This window comes from Streptomyces sp. NPDC055103 (assembly GCF_053607625.1).
Genome location: NZ_JBSGTX010000054.1, coordinates 22,749 through 37,195, shown reverse-complemented (window position 1 = coordinate 37,195; position 14,447 = coordinate 22,749). Strand labels below are relative to the sequence as shown.

Sequence of the window (14,447 nt, the reverse complement as noted above, 5' to 3'; positions counted from 1 at the left end):
GTTTCCCGGCGGGGCCCTTCCGTCATTCCGCCTCCGGGGTGGTGACCGTCTCGGTCCACAGCCGGCGGGCGGCGAGCAGCGCCGCCGCGAGCAGCAGGCCGTTGCGCAGGACCATGACGGTGAGGCCCGAGGGCGTGCCGGCGAGGACCTCCAGGTACAGGACGGGGTACGCGAGCGAGCTCAGCGCGGCCGCCGGGAGCAGCAGCAGGGCCACCGGGCGCATCACGGTCCGGCGGGAGGTCAGACAGACGGCGGCGAGCCCGAGCAGCCAGATCATGTACTGGGGGCTGATGACCCGGCTGGTGACGGTGAAGAGCAGGACGGCGGCGAAGGCCGCGTCGAGCGGGGTCGCGGGGGTCCAGCGCCGGGCTCGGACGCGCCAGAACAGCAGCCAGCCGAGGGCGATGACGGTGAGCAGCAGGGCGACGTGGCCGAGGCTGGAGACGTACGGGCCGACGTACTCGAATGAGCCGTAGCGGAACTCGACCCGGCCCGGCCAGATCCCGGCGGCCCGGGCCAGTGCGAGGGCCGTGCCGCCCAGGGACTCGATCTGGATGCCGCGGTTGCCCTGCTGGCGCAGGAAGCCGAGCGACTCGGAGAAGAACAGCGCGAGGGTGGCGACGAGGGCGAGCGCGGCGACGACGGCGGCGGTCCAGGCCTCGCGGGTGGTACGTCCCCGGGGGGTGCCGATCAGGGTGAGCGCCGGCCAGACCTTGACCATGGCGCCGATTCCGGCGAGCGCCCCGCCGATCTGATGGGCGGCCGTCGAGCGGGCGTTGACGGCGAGGAGGGCGAGGACTGCGAGGGCGGTGGTCTGGACGTCGTACCGCGCGAGGGGGAGGTGCAGGAGGAGCGGGAGGCCGCAGACCCAGTACCAGGCGCCGTGGGTGAGGCGTTCGCTGTCGGCGCGGGCGAGGGCGACGGTGATGACCGCGTCCGCGAGGACGGCGAGGGCGACGAAGGCCTGGAAGTACGTGAGGGAGGGGACGATGCCCGGGGCCATGATCACCAGGCCCGCGCCGGGCGGGTACTGCCAGGTGACGTCGCCGGGCGGGAAGGTGCCGGACGCGAACTGCCCGTACCAGTGCTGGTAGAGGGCCACCTCGCGGCCGACCCCGCCGATGCCGAGGTCGTCGCGGAGGAGCAGCAGGAGCATGCCGGCGCGGGTGAGGAGCCAGACGGCGGCGAGGGCGAGGGTGGGGCCGCGGCCGACCGTGACGAAGGTGGCGGAGGTGAAGGTGTCCGAGTCGAAGGGGGACCCGGTCAGGGAGGGGGGAGGGGGCGCGGTGGGGGATCCGGGCGCGGTGGGTGACGGGGGGTCGTTCCGGGCGGCCCGATGGGGTGGCGGCTGCGGGTGATCGTTCGTCATCCTTCGGCACTGTAGTCCGATATGCCCTGTTTGTGGGGCTGTGCTGTCCTTACCGGGCCGTGCCGTCTTCATCGGGCCGTGCCGTCCCCCTGGCGGTGAACTCCTCGTAGGCCGCGACCACCTCCTTCGCCGGGCCGTCCATCTGCAGCGTCCCCGCCTCCAGCCACAGCGCCCGCTCGCAGGTCTCCGTGATGGTGGAGTTCGAGTGGCTGACCAGGAAGACCGTGCCCGCCTCCGCCCGCAGCTCGTCGATCCGCCGTTGGCTCCGCCGCCGGAAGCGCGCGTCGCCGGTCGACAGGGCCTCGTCGATGAGCAGGACGTCGTGGCTCCTGGCGGCGGCGATGGAGAAGCGCAGCCGGGCCCCCATCCCGGAGGAGTACGTCCGCATGGGGCGGGAGATGGCGTCGTCCTTCTCGTTGATGCCGGAGAAGTCGACGATCTCGTCGTAGCGCTCCCGGACCTCCGCGCGGCTCATGCCCATCGCGAGGCCGCCCAGGACCACGTTCCGTTCGCCGGTCAGATCGCCCATCAGGGCGGCGTTGACGCCGAGGAGGGAGGGCTGGCCCTGGGTGTAGATCTGGCCCCGCTCGACGGGCTGGAGGCCCGCGACGGCTTTCAGGAGCGTCGACTTGCCCGATCCGTTCGAACCGATCAGGCCGATCGCCTCACCCCGGTACGCGGCGAAGCTCACGCCCTTCACGGCGTGGACCCGACGGCTGGCCGGAGTCGTGCGGCCGGCCGGATCCGTACGGCCGCGGCTCAGTATGCGGCCGAGTGCGGCGGTGGCGCTGCCCCGGCCGCCGGGGTGTCCGCCGTGGACGGTGTAGGTGATGTGGACGTCGTCGACCACGACGGTCGGGGTTCGCTGGTCTGTGTCGGTGGTGTCGGGTGTCTCAGCCACGGCCGTACGTCTCCTCAGCCTTCCAGAACCAGATGAAGCCGCCCGCGAAGGACAGCAGGGCCCAGCCGGCGGCCAGTGCCCAGACGTGCGGTGGCAGCTGGGCCGCCGTGTGACTCCCGATCAGCGCGGAGCGCATGAGGTCGATGTAGACCGCCGCCGGGTTGCACCGGAGGGCCAGCACCACGGCGTCCGGGAAGCGGCCGGCGCTCGCCAGGTTCTGGATCGACCACATCGCGCCGGAGGCGTACATCCAGGTGCGCAGCACGAACGGCATCAGCTGGCTGATGTCCGGGGTGCGGGCCGCGATCCGGGCGAGGACGAGCGCCACGCCCGTGTTGAACAGGGCCTGGCAGAGGAGGGCGGGGATCGCCAGCAGCCAGCTCGGGGTGGGGAACTCGCCGCAGCAGAAGAGGATCACGACGAGCGCGGTGAGCGAGAGGAGCAGCTGCTGGAGCTGCTGGAGCGCGAGCGAGATCGGCAGGCTCGCGCGCGGGAAGTGCAGGGCGCGGACCAGACCCAGATTGCCGCTGATCGCCCGGGTGCCGGCCATGACCGTGTCGGAGGTGAAGGTCCACACGAAGACGCCGGTGATCAGGAACGGGACGTAGTCGGGGACGCCGTGCCTGGCGTTCATGAGGACACCGAAGATCGCGTAGTACACGGCCGCGTTGAGGAGCGGGGTCATCACCTGCCAGAGCTGGCCGAGGCGGGCCTGGCTGTACTGGGCGGTGAGGCGGGCGGTCGCGAAGGCGGCGATGAAGTCGCGGCGGGACCAGAGCTGCCGGACGTAGGCCGGGAGCGAGGGCCGGGCTCCGCTGACGGTCAGGCCGTGGCGCAGGGCGAGCGCGCGCAGGTCCTCATCGGGTGGGGGTTGGTGCCGGTCTTCTTTTGTGGGTGCGGATTCGCGTTCGCATGGGGCGAGGGTCGTGGTCACGGGAGCGCTTTCGACGAGGGGTGCGGGGCACGGGCTGTCGTCGGCGATGGAACGGGTCCGTATCGTCGCTACGGTGAGGTTAGGGCGCTTGGACGTTGGAACGCAACCGTATCGTCGTAACGTCGTCGTTGGTTAGGATGCCGTTCATGACCGAACCGACCCCCCGCCGCGCCCCCGCCGGAGCCGCCGTACTCCGTGAGGACGTGACCGAGGCCATCCGCGCCGCCGTCTTCGAGGAGCTCGCGGCCGTCGGCTTCGCCCGGATGTCCATCGAGGGCATCGCGCGCCGCGCGGGCGTCGGCAAGACCGCCGTCTACCGGCGGTGGAAGTCCAAGCTCTCCCTCGTCCTCGACCTCGTCGGCGCCTTCGCCGTCCAGGGCATGCCGGCGCCCGCCACCGGTTCCCTGCACGGGGACGTGCGCGCGCTCCTGGAGATGGCCTCGTACGCCCTGCGCCACCCGGTCGCCTCACGGGTCATCCCCGACCTGCTCGTCGAGGCCGCCCGGCAGCCGGAGATCGCCGACGCGATCCGCGAGGCGCTGCTCGACGGTCAGCAGGGCGTCATGACCCGGATCGTCCGCGAGGCCGTCGCACGCGGCGAGCTCCCCGAGGGCGCCGACCCCGCCAAGGCCCTCGACCTCGTCGTCGGACCGCTGTACTGGCGACTCGTCGTCGTCCGCACGGCGCTGCCCCCGGGGTACGTGGACGAGCTCACGCGCGCGGCGGTGGCGGCGCTCAAGGCCTGAGGCCCTTGAGGCCCCGAGGCCCCGAGGCCCGTGTGGCCCCGAGGCCCTGAAGCCCGTGAGGCCCTGAGGGGGCTACTTCACCGCGCCCGCCATCACCCCGGTCGCGAACTGCCGCTGGAACGCGAAGAAGACCGCCAGCGGCACCACCATCGACAGGAACGCCCCCGGCGCGAGGACGTCCACGTTGTTGCCGAACTGCCGGACCTGCTGCTGGAGCGCCACCGTGATCGGCGGCGACTGAGAGTCCGCGAAGATCAGCGCGATCAGCATGTCGTTCCACACCCACAGGAACTGGAAGATCCCCAGCGAGGCGATCGCCGGACCGCCGAGCGGCAGCACCACCCGCGTGAAGAGCCGCACCTCGCCCGCCCCGTCGAGCCGTGCCGCCTCCAGGAGCTCGCGCGGGATCTCCGCGAAGAAGTTCCGCAGCAGGAAGATCGCGAACGGCAGGCCGAAGGCGGTGTGGAAGAGGACGACCCCGAGCGTCGTCTCGAAGAGCCCGACCGCGCCGAACAGCTTCGACACCGGGACCAGCGCGACCTGCACCGGGACCACGAGCAGCGCCACCACCCCCAGGAACCACCAGTCCCGGCCGGGGAACTCCAGCCACGCGAAGGCGTACCCGGCGAACGAGCCGAGGACCAGGACCAGGAGCGTGGCCGGGACGGTGATCAGGACGGTGGAGAGGAGCGAGCCGGTGATCGTCCCGTTCGCGAGGAGCTGGGTGTAGTTCTCGGTGGTCAGCCGGGCCGGGGCCGTGAACACCTCCCACCAGCCGCTCGCCGCGATGTCGGAGGGTGAGCGGAGGGAGGAGAACAGCAGCCCGACCGTGGGCAGCAGCCAGAACAGGCCGGCCAGGACGAGGAAGACACGGACCGCGCCTCCGGCCGCGCGGGCCGCGATCCGGGAGGCGGGTGAAGACTTCGGGGCGGGGGAGGGGGTGGATACGCGCGTGGGTTTTGTGGCCGGTGAGGGTGTGGGGACGCGTGAGGGTGTCGGGGCAGGGGAGGTCATCGGCGGGTCTCCCTTCGTATCCGGCGGATGTTGACCGCCATCACCGGCAGCACCAGCAGGAGCAGCACGACGGCGATGGCCGAGCCGACCCCGAGATCCGCGTCCGTGCCGAAGGACGAGCGGTACAGCTGGAGCGCGAGCACGTTCGCGTCGTCCTGCGCCGAGCCCGGCGCGATGACGAAGACCAGGTCGAAGACCTTGAGTACGTTGATCATCAGGGTGACGAGGACGACCGCGAGGACCGGGGCGAGGAGCGGGACCGTGATCCGGCGGAACACCTGCCACTCGTTCGCCCCGTCCACCCGCGCCGCTTCGAGCAGTTCGCGCGGTACGGCCGCGAGCCCGGCGCCGATCAGGACCATCGCGAAGCCGGCCCACATCCATACGTACGCCCCGATCACGGCCGGGGTGACGAGCGAGGGTCCCAGCCACTCCACGCCGTTGTACTGCTCCCGGAAATTGCTCGCGGGGAGGCGGAGTACGGCTCCGTCGGCACGGTCGGCGGGCAGGGTGAAGCCGCCGTCGGCCGCCGCCGTGGCCGTGGCGACCACCTTTCCGTCCCGTACGGCCTCGATCCGCAGCCCGGCGAGGCCCGGTTCGGCCGGGTCGACGACGTTCGGCTTCCCGCCGCCGCCCCGGGTGAAGTCCAGCCAGGCCGTGCCGACGACGGTCCCCGCCTCGGGAACGGGCTCGTGCGCCGGGCGGGCCTCCTTCGGCATCCGGCCGGGAGCCACCCCGACGAGCGGCAGCCGGACGGGCTCCCCGGCGCGTACCGCCTCCTTGGTGACGTACGCGCCGCCGCCGGCCGCGGTGAGCGGGTGCGCGGGGAGCGGCCGGGCCCGGGGGAAGCCCGAGGACTCGGCGAAGGTGTCGTGGACCCCGACCCAGACGGCGTTGGCGACGCCCCTGTCCGGGTCCTGCTCGTAGACGAGCCGGAAGATGATCCCGGCGGCCAGCATCGAGATCGCCATCGGCATGAAGACGACCAGTTTGAACGCCGTGCCCCAGCGGACGCGTTCGGTGAGGACGGCGAACACCAGGCCGAGCGCGGTGGCGACCGCGGGGGCGAGAACCAGCCAGATCAGGTTGTTCCGCACGGCGGTGCGGAGCGAGTCGTCGGTGACGAGCGCGAGGTAGTTGTCCAGGCCCACGAAGGACGAGCCGGAGCGGTCGAAGAGCGAGCGCTGGACGGAGTACCCGATCGGGTAGACGACCAGCGCCCCGAGGAGGAGCAGGGCGGGGAGCAGGAACCCCACCGCGACCGTACGGCTCCTGCCCCGGGTACGGGTACGGGTGCGGGTGCCAGTGCTGGTGCGGGTGCCCTTGGGGGTCCGGGCGGTCCTCGGCATGCCGGGGCCTCAGCTCTTCGCGGCGGTCCGGTACGCCTTCGCCGCGTCCGCCTCCAGACGCGCCTGGGCCCCGGCGACGTCCTTCGGGTTCTTCAGGAAGTCCTGGAGCGCCTTCCACTCGCCCTTGCCCGGGGTCCCGCCGAAGGACTGCGGCATCTGGTCCGACATGTCGAAGCGGAAGTCGTCACCGGCGCCGACGAGAGCCTTGGCGATCTCGCGCTGGACGTCGTTCGGATACGCCGCCGGGTCCAGGTTTTTGTTGGGGGAGAGGAAGCCGCCCTCGGCCGCCCAGATCCGCGCCGCGTCCGGGGAGGCCAGGAAGGCGAGCAGCGCCTGCGCGCCCTTGGTGTCCTTCAGTGCCACGGCCGCGTCACCGGCCGTCACGACGGGAGCGGTGCCGCCGCCGACCGTCGGGAACGGGAACACCTTCGCGTCCGTACCGATCTTCGCCTTCGTCTGGGCGATGTTGACGGCCGCGAAGTCGCCCTCGAAGACCATCGCCCCCTTGGGCTGGTCGCCGCCCGTGAAGGTCTGGGTCACCGAGACCGGGTACTCGGTCTGCAGCGCGCCGTTCGTGCCGCCCGCGAGCAGCGCCGGCTTCCCGAACAGCTCACCGAGCGTGGTGAGGGCCGCCGCGACGGACGGGTCGGTCCACTTGATCTCGTGCTTCGCCAGCTGGTCGTACTTCGCCGGGCCGGCCTGCGAGAGGTAGACGTTCTCGAACCAGTCGGTGAGGGTCCAGCCGTCCGCGCCGCCGACCGAGACCGGGGTGACGCCGGACGCCGAGATGGTCTCGGCGGTGGTGAGGAACTCCTTCCAGGTCTTCGGCTCGGTCGCGCCCGCGTTCTCGAAGACCGCGGTGTTGTACCAGACCAGGGACTTGTTGGCGGCCTTGAAGTAGACCCCGTACTGGGTGCCGTCGACCGCGCCGAGCTTCTGCCAGCCGGGCGAGTAGTTCGCGGCGAGCTGGGCCTCGGCCTCGGGGCCGACCGGCTTCAGCCACTTCTGGGCGGCGGCCTGCTGGATCGCGCCGACCTGCGGGAGCATCGCCACGTCGGGCGGGGAGCCGCCGGCGATCTTCGTCCCGAGGAAGTTCACGATCGGGTCCTGGGCCGGCACGAACGTGACCGTCGCGCCCGTGCGCTTCTCGAACTCCCGCAGGACCTTGGTGAAGTTCTCCTGCTCGGGGCCCGTCCAGACGGCGGCGACCTCGATCTTCTCGCCCTTGAGGGGTAAGGCGCCGGTGCTGGGCGTGGGATCACCGGGATCCTTGCCCGCCCCGCCGCCGCAGGCCGCGAGGGCCAGTGCGGTGAGCGCCGTGAGCGCCGTGATGGTCACCGCTGTCTTGCGTGGACGAAGAGTTGTACGCATCGCTGCCCCGTCTCTCCCGTGCGCGTCGCTGTCCCGTGCCGACAGGTCTACGCCGGGTGACGGAGCCCCCGCAATACCGCCTCCGGGGTCAAGCGGGCGATCGTGACGCCCTCGTGACGTGCCGTCAGGAGTGGGTGGCGGGCGCGAGCGGCGGTATGGGTGTCGCCTCGACCGAACGGGCCGCCCGGTCGAGGGCGCTCGCGAGGAGGGCCAGATCCGTCGGGCCGTTGCCCAGCTCGCGGACCGGGCGACGGGTGGGCGGGTCGCCCATCCGCTCCCACTCCAGCGGGACCACGACCGGCCGGAGCGTCGCCGTCCGCGGGATGCGGCCGGTCACGCGGCCCGCCTGGAACGGGGTCACGCGGCCGTCCGGATGGCCGAGTCTGCCCCGCCCGGCCGCCGGCACGTCCGGGCCCGCGGCCACCGGGGGCGCGTCGAGCACGATCCGCAGCCGGGCCCCGTGGGCCAGCTCCGTGTCGGCCGTACGGTCCGGGCGGGCCGAGGTCGCGACGAGGTGCACACCGAGCCGCTCGCCGTGCCGGGCGACGGCCTCCAGGGCCCGGACGACGGACCCGGCGGCCGGCCGGCCGGAGGCCCCGAGCGCCGGGGCGACCAGGGCGTCGAAGTCGTCGACGAGGACGACGAGCCGCGGCAGCGGCCCGGCGCCCGACGTCCGCGCGGAGCCGGGCTCGCCGACGGCGGGCCGCGGAATCCGCCCGCTCGCCTGGTCGCCTCCCCCGGGCTGCCCGCTCGCGGGGTGCGGTACGCGCCCGCTCGGGTGGTCGGCGAGGTCGCCGTCGCCCGTGCGGAGGGTGCGGCTGCTCGGCCGGTCGTCCAGGGACCCGCCCTCGCGCCGGGGAAGCCGCCCGCTGGGCGTGTCGGCCAGGAAGGCCTCGCCGTTCGTGGACCGGGGGTAGGCCTCGCCGACCGTGGACCGGGAGTAGGCCTCTCCGGCTGCGGACCGGGGGAGGGCCTCTCCGGCCGTGGAGCGCGCGCGGGAACCGGTCCGGTCGCCGTTCTCGCCGTCACCGGGGTAGGACCCCCGCCTCCCGACGCGCTCGCCGGCCCCGCCGTCACGCGACACGCGCCCGCTGGCGCGTCCGCCGAGGTCCTCGGCGCCGGGGTACGGCACACGGCCGCTGGAGCCGTCGTGGAGGCTGCCGTCACCCGTCCGGAGGGTGCGGCTGCTGGAGCGCCCGGCCAGGTCGTCCGCGCCGGGGTACGGCACGCGACCGCTCGGGCGGTCGCCGATCGCCCCGGAGCCCTCGCGGGGCACGCGCCCGCTGGCGCGGCCGCCCACGTCGTCGGCGCCGGGGTACGGGACACGCCCGCTGGCGCGGCCGCCCACGTCGTCCGCTCCCGCGTGCGGGACCCGGCCGCCGGGCTGGGGCGCGGTGTCGTTGTCGTCGCCCACGCGGAGGGTGCGGCCGCTGGGGCGGTCCGGGAGGCTGCCGTCGTTCGTGCGGGGCACGCGCCCGCTGGCGCGTCCGCCGAGGTCGTCGGCGCCCGGGTACGGGACACGCCCGCTGGAGCCGTCGTGGAGGCTGCCGTCGTTCGTGCGGAGGGTGCGGCCGCTTGCGCGGCCGCTCAGGTCGTCCCCGCCCGAGTACGTGATCCTGCCGCTCGGGCGGCCACCGAGGTCGCCGTCGGGTGTGCGACCGCCGCGCGTGCTCGGGAGGGCGCCGATCGTGCCGTCGCCCGTGCGCAGGGTGCGGCCGCTCGGGCGGTCCGTCAGGTCGCCCGCGTCGGGCACGCGCACGGTCGCACGGGCGCCCTGGGGCACGGACTCCGCCGCGCTCGCGGAGCGCTGGCCGATCAGCCGGTCCGCGGTGTGCGCGGCACGGGCCCCGCGCCGGTCGGCGAAGTGGCCGTCGCCGAGCAGCTCCGCCCGGCGCTTCAGCTCGGCGCCGAGCGCCTGCGCGAACTCCCGCATGCGTACCGGGTCGGAGGCGACCAGGTGCTCGGTGACGTGCGGCAGCTCCGTACAGGCCGCGAGGCCCTCGCCGCGGTCGCCGCCCGCGCCGTCCACGAGGAGCAGGCCCAGCCGGTCCGGGCGGCCGCCGGCCGCGAGGGACGCGGCGATCGAGCGGAGCAGCTCCGTCCGGCCGCTGCCCGCGGGGCCCTCGATCAGCAGGTGCGGGCCCTCCTGGGTGAGGTCCACCGACAGCGGCCCGCGCGGGCCCGCGCCGAGCACGGCCGTCCCGTCCCCGGCGGAGGCCCAGCGGGCCAGCAGGGAGGCGGGGGTCGCCCGGGCGAGGCCGAGCTCGTCGAGCAGGCGGACCGACGGGGGCAGCGCGGCGGCCCGGCCGTGCGGCGCGGCGGCCGTCTCCGTACGCAGCGGGGCGAGGGCCCGGCCGAACCGGTCCGCCCAGGCGACGGAGACCGCGTCGACCACGCCGACGGTGCCGTGACCGGCGACCCGTCCACCGGAGGTGCGGACAAGACGCAGCGCCGTCGCCACGTCGCCGCTCAGGAGCCCGGCGGCCCCGCACTCGCGGAACGCGAGGGACGCGGCGCAGGCCGCCTCGTAGGTGGCGGCCACCGGTGATTCCGGGGTGGCGGAGGGCGCCTCGGCGAGGCACAGAAGGTGGATGCCGGCCGCCGCTCCGGCGCCCGCGAGGCGCGCGACCGTCTCGCGCAGCGCGGCGGAACCGGGGTCGCCGTCGACGATCACGACCGTCGCCGGCCCGGAGTGACGGGCGGCGGCGTCGGCGACCGACGCGCGGTCGGCGCTGGGCCAGCCGGGGCCGAGGGGACCGTCGTCGAGCCGTCTGGTCAGCTCGGTCGTCCGGGCCTGCGCCTGCTCCCGGTCGTACGCCAGGAGCAGCCGGCAGTCCTGCCCGTGCGCCGGGCGGACGTGCGGGAGCCAGCCGAGCCAGCCCCAGGCGCGGCGCCGCTCCTCAAGGGAGCGGTTCCGGTCGGCGCTGATCAGCACGATCTCCAGGTCGGAGGGGGAGTGCAGGGCGGCGAGCTGGGCCACGACCGAGCGGGCGAGCCCGGCGAGCCGGTCGGCGGGGCCGGCGAGACCGAGCGAACCGGCCTCCCGCAGTCCGATGGTGACCGGCACTCCGGAGAGCTCGGCGCGGTCGGTCGTGCCGAGCCGGACCACGAGGGATTCGGGATGGCCCTGGCCCCGCTCCCAGAGCCGGGGGCCCGGACCGAGAGCGGTGAGCAGGACGGTGGCCGGATCCGGCCAGGTGTCGGCCATGGGGCCGGGGCCGGTCGCCCTGCCACGCCCGCCGGGGGCCGGACGGGCGCCGCCCAGCGCGCCGACGGGTGTGCCCGCGTGGGTGTCCGGGGTGGTGCCGGAATCGATGTCCGGGGCTGGGAGCTCCTCGCGCCCGCCCGCGAGGCGCCGGGCCCACGCGCCGAGCCCGCGCTTCCCGCCCGCGCGGCCGGGTGCGGGGGCCGGTGCGGCGCCCTGGCGGCGGGACTGCCGGGTCCTGCTGTGGGCCTCGCCGCCGTCGTGGTCGTGGTCGTGGGGACCCTCGGGCTCCTCCGCGCGCGCGTGGCCGGGGGAGGCAGGGCGGTCGCCGTAGGACTCGGCGGCGTACGCATCCGGCGCGTACGGGTCCGTGACGTGCGGATCCGTGGTGTACGGGTCCGCGTACACGTCGTCGTGGCGGGTGTCCCGGGCGGACGGCTGGGAGGCGCCGTACGGGACGCCCCGCCCGCCACCGTGGGTGGTGTCGTCGACCGTGAGTCCCGGCCGGTCCAGGTGTCCCGGGCGACCCGGGCGCCCCGAGGGCGCGTCGGTCCCTGCGGAGGCCGGTGCTCCGTCCTGCCCGGCCGTCCCGCGGGCGACCCGGAGGTGGCCCTCGCCGTCGGGGGCCGTCGCCACCGTGTCCGTACCGCCCGGCTCGTCGCCGTGGCCCGTCAGACGGAGGGCGGACTCGCCGAGGCGCAGCAGGGAGCCGGGGAGGAGCCGGACCGGGCGGTCGCCGACCGGTACGCCGTCGAGCGTCGTCCCGTTCGTCGAGCCCAGGTCGGAGACGGTGACGCGGCCGTCGTCGCCGACGGTGACCGTGCAGTGTGCGCGCGAGACGTCGGGGTCGTCGAGCGGTACGTCGGCGTCGACGGAACGGCCGATTCTGATCGGTCCGCCGTGCAGCAGGTGCACCCCGCCCGCGTCCGGTCCCGCCACCACGTGCAGTCGGGCGGAGGCGGCCTCGCCGAGCCGGTCGTCGGGGCCGGGGACCTGGAGCGAGAGGACGGCGCCGTCGACGAGCGGCGGCTCGCCGAGCACGCAGCGCCGGCTGTCGAGCCGGTCCCCGCCCGCGTAGAGCACGGTCGTGCCCGACACGGAGGTGTCGGGGCCGGTGACGGCGGCGGCCAGACCGGAGGCCACGGCGGCGAGCGCCGTCCCGGCGGGGGCCGTGACGAGCACGTCGCAGGCGCGCCCGGCGCCGTGGCCGCCGTGGCTGCCATGGCCGGAGTGCGGCGCGAGGACGGTCAGCCGGATCTGCATCGCCGTCAGCGGTCCCTTCTGCGCGAGATGCCCGGCAGGGGGACCGCCCTGTGACTCCCCCCACCCGGCACGGACGCGTCGTCCGGTACAGGTCGGCACGGCGCGGGGGCTCCCGACCCCTCCGATGCGACGTGCTGTAGGCATCCTCGCACCTGCCACCGACAACCCGCCCCCGGGTCGGCCACAAGTGATCTTGAATGGTCGGCTGTGGTCCTAAAAATGCCTGGTTGAGCATGCCTTCGGAGCATGCCTGGCAACCGTCGTGCTTCCCGGAGCGTCTTCTTCCGGACAAGTTCGCGGCGATTTCCGCCTGTGGACGACCGGCCTCTGACCCGTTCGGCGGCACTAAAGTGGGTCGGACACCCGGACGGGTCACAACAGAGGACAGGGACCCCGGGGAGCACACGAGACCACCCCAGGACCACGATCAGCAGGGAGCGCGTGACGTGCGGCCTATCGGCAGCAAGTACCTGCTCGAGGAGCCGCTCGGACGCGGCGCCACGGGCACCGTCTGGCGAGCCCGCCAGCGGGAGACGGCGGGCGCCGAGGCGGCCGTGCCCGGCCAGCCCGGGGAGACCGTCGCGATCAAGGTCCTCAAGGAGGAGCTGGCCAACGACGCGGACATCGTGATGCGCTTCCTGCGCGAGCGGTCCGTGCTCCTCCGGCTCACCCACCCGAACATCGTGCGCACCCGCGACCTGGTCGTCGAGGGCGACGTCCTCGCCCTCGTCATGGACCTCGTCGAGGGCCCCGACCTCCACCGGTACATCCGGGAGAGCGGCCCGCTCACCCCGGTCGCCGCCTCCCTCCTGACGGCCCAGATCGCCGACGCGCTCGCCGCCAGCCACGCCGACGGAGTCGTCCACCGCGACCTCAAGCCGGCCAACGTCCTGCTCGCCGAGCAGGGCGGCCAGATGCACCCGATGCTCACCGACTTCGGCATCGCGCGCCTCGCGGACTCTCCGGGTCTGACCCGGACGCACGAGTTCGTCGGCACGCCCGCGTACGTGGCGCCCGAGTCCGCCGAGGGCCGCCCGCAGACCTCCGCCGTCGACATCTACGGCGCGGGCATCCTGCTCTACGAGCTCGTCACCGGCCGGCCGCCGTTCGCCGGCGGCACCGCCCTCGAGGTCCTGCACCGGCACCTCAGCGAGGAGCCGCGCCGCCCCTCGACCGTGCCCGGCCCGCTGTGGACGGTCATAGAGCGCTGCCTCAGCAAGGACCCCGACCGACGGCCGAGCGCCGAGAACCTCGCGCGCGGCCTGCGCGCCGTCGCCGCCGGTATCGGCGTCCACGCCACACCTGCCCAGATCGAGGCCGCGGACGGCGTCGGGGCGCTCCTCGCCCCGGACCCGGCGCCCGCGCCCGTCCCGGAGACCCCGGGGGCCGCCGACGCCACCCAGGTGCTGCCCAGCGGCGCCGGGAACCCGTCGCAGTACGACCCCGCCGCCGCGACCAGCGTCATGCAGACCAGCGGACCGGCGGGCGTCGCCGACCCGACGGCCGTCATGCCCCCCGTACCGTCCCAGCCGCCGCAGTCGGAGGACCCGCACCCCTGGCAGAGCCAGCTGCGCGCGGCCCGCGACCGCAACGAGCAGACGCAGGTGCAGTACCTTGACCCGAGCGAGGACCCGCTGCGCCGCCGCCCGCAGCGCCCGCAGCAGCAGGGCCAGCAGGGCCAGTACGGTCAGCAGGGTCAGCAGGGTCAGCAGGGTCAGCAGGGTCAGCAGGGTCAGTACGGACAGCAGGGCCAGGGTCAGTACGGGCAGCAGCGGCCGCCGCAGCACCAGCAGCGGCCCGCACCGCCGCAGCAGTACCAGCAGCAGCACCAGCCGCAGCAGTACGCGCCCCCGCCGCCCCCGCAGCAGTACGCGCAGCCCCAGCAGCCGCCTCAGCAGCAGTACACGCCGCCGCAGCCGCCGCCCCAGGCCCCCGCGCCCCGCGAGCCGCGTCCGCCGCGTCAGCGCGGCGCCAACCCGATGCGGATCCCCGGCCTCGGCTGCCTCAAGGGCTGCCTGTTCACGATCGTCCTGTTCGTGGTCGCGGGCTGGCTCATCTGGGAGCTGACCCCCCTCCAGGGCTGGATCGCCGAGGGCAAGGGCTACTGGGAGGCCATCGGAGACGGCATCTCGACGGTCACGGACTGGATCTCCACGATCGGCGAGGCCACCGGCTCGGGGGGTACTACCGGCGGTACAGGGCAGTAACCCCACGTAATACTGCCGATTTATCGACTTCCGAAGGGTGATTTCCCCTCGGAAGTGACGACCGGCGGCTGCGGACGCGTAGCTTTGA

The 14,447-nt window shown here is 74.3% G+C and carries 9 protein-coding genes; 2 read left to right on the top strand and 7 right to left on the bottom strand.

What is annotated here, in order from left to right:
- Positions 1-22: 22 nt before the first annotated feature.
- Genes ACWFR1_RS28770 through ACWFR1_RS28760 form a run of 3 tightly spaced genes read right to left on the bottom strand, consistent with a single transcriptional unit; the run spans position 23 to position 3,204 of the window.
- Entirely contained in the window at positions 23-1,369 is a 1,347-nt protein-coding gene (locus tag ACWFR1_RS28770) for a glycosyltransferase 87 family protein (RefSeq protein WP_453556093.1), read from the bottom strand.
- A 49-nt stretch (positions 1,370-1,418) separates the two neighbouring features.
- The gene (locus ACWFR1_RS28765) at positions 1,419-2,270 is read right to left on the bottom strand and encodes an ABC transporter ATP-binding protein (RefSeq protein ID WP_453556090.1); all 852 of its coding nucleotides are present in this window, start codon (positions 2,268-2,270) and stop codon (positions 1,419-1,421) included.
- Complete coding sequence (locus ACWFR1_RS28760; RefSeq protein WP_453556087.1) at positions 2,263-3,204, bottom strand: ABC transporter permease; 942 nt, start codon at positions 3,202-3,204, stop codon at positions 2,263-2,265. The genes ACWFR1_RS28765 and ACWFR1_RS28760 overlap by 8 nt, the downstream gene beginning before the upstream one ends.
- A 146-nt stretch (positions 3,205-3,350) precedes the next feature.
- Between ACWFR1_RS28760 and ACWFR1_RS28755 the strand changes: the two genes are divergently transcribed.
- The gene (locus tag ACWFR1_RS28755) at positions 3,351-3,950 is read left to right on the top strand and encodes a TetR/AcrR family transcriptional regulator (RefSeq protein ID WP_453556084.1); all 600 of its coding nucleotides are present in this window, start codon (positions 3,351-3,353) and stop codon (positions 3,948-3,950) included.
- A gap of 72 nt (positions 3,951-4,022) precedes the next feature.
- On the opposite strand, the gene ACWFR1_RS28750 is transcribed toward ACWFR1_RS28755, so the two are convergent.
- The 4 genes from ACWFR1_RS28750 to ACWFR1_RS28735 form a co-directional block, all read right to left on the bottom strand.
- Positions 4,023-4,964, bottom strand: a complete 942-nt coding sequence (locus ACWFR1_RS28750) for an ABC transporter permease subunit (RefSeq protein WP_453556081.1) — start codon at positions 4,962-4,964, stop codon at positions 4,023-4,025.
- Complete coding sequence (locus ACWFR1_RS28745) at positions 4,961-6,313, bottom strand: carbohydrate ABC transporter permease (RefSeq protein WP_453556078.1); 1,353 nt, start codon at positions 6,311-6,313, stop codon at positions 4,961-4,963. Before ACWFR1_RS28745 ends, ACWFR1_RS28750 begins: the two co-directional genes overlap by 4 nt.
- 9 nt (positions 6,314-6,322) lie before the next feature.
- Positions 6,323-7,684: an ABC transporter substrate-binding protein gene (locus tag ACWFR1_RS28740; RefSeq protein ID WP_453556075.1), complete on the bottom strand. Its 1,362-nt coding sequence runs from the start codon at positions 7,682-7,684 to the stop codon at positions 6,323-6,325.
- A gap of 124 nt (positions 7,685-7,808) precedes the next feature.
- Positions 7,809-12,152, bottom strand: coding sequence for an FHA domain-containing protein (locus ACWFR1_RS28735; RefSeq protein WP_453556072.1), 4,344 nt, complete (start codon positions 12,150-12,152; stop codon positions 7,809-7,811).
- 446 nt (positions 12,153-12,598) lie between these two features.
- Here ACWFR1_RS28735 and ACWFR1_RS28730 point away from each other — a divergent pair, with 446 nt between their 5' ends.
- Positions 12,599-14,359, top strand: coding sequence for a serine/threonine-protein kinase (locus ACWFR1_RS28730; protein ID WP_453556069.1), 1,761 nt, complete (start codon positions 12,599-12,601; stop codon positions 14,357-14,359).
- Positions 14,360-14,447: the final 88 nt, after the last annotated feature.